Source organism: Paenibacillus sp. 01T422 (genome assembly GCF_056398785.1).
The window spans coordinates 1-444 of the sequence record NZ_JBFTQB010001660.1 but is presented as its reverse complement, the minus strand read 5'-3'; the positions used below and the strand labels follow the sequence as shown (position 1 = coordinate 444).

General features: G+C 40.5%; 1 pseudogene. It reads left to right on the top strand.

The window, feature by feature from the left end:
* Positions 1 to 38 precede the first annotated feature (38 nt).
* A pseudogene (locus tag AC1DUA_RS40665) lies at positions 39 to 444 on the top strand (hypothetical protein); the annotation flags it as partial.

Here is a 444-nt window from a genome sequence, read left to right as displayed (position 1 = left end):
TAACCGCGTATACCAGAGCCTTTCCACAATGTTACATCATGTTGAAAAATAAATTAGATGGTTTGAGCGATTTTATACATAAAGAAGAAAATGTTCAAAACTGGGTTTTATGGCAGTCGAATAGCGAAGTGCAGGAACTATCGCGAAGTGTGAGAGAAACGTCAATTCATGCGCTAAGTGTATTGGAGAAATATCAGGCAGGACATAGGGCAGATCATGAAATCCAGCTAAGTATGTATATCGATTTATTATCAAATTCTGTTCGTTCCGAATTACATAGTTTAGGGATTGAACGACAGTCCAAGGTGCTGTTTATTGGTTCAGGCGCGTTTCCAGTGTCAGTTCTAACCATCGCACAAGAGACTGGCGCAGAAGTGATAGGACTGGATTTTGACAAAGAAACGGTAGAACTTGCTGAGCAAGCATTGGTATTGAGCGATAGTG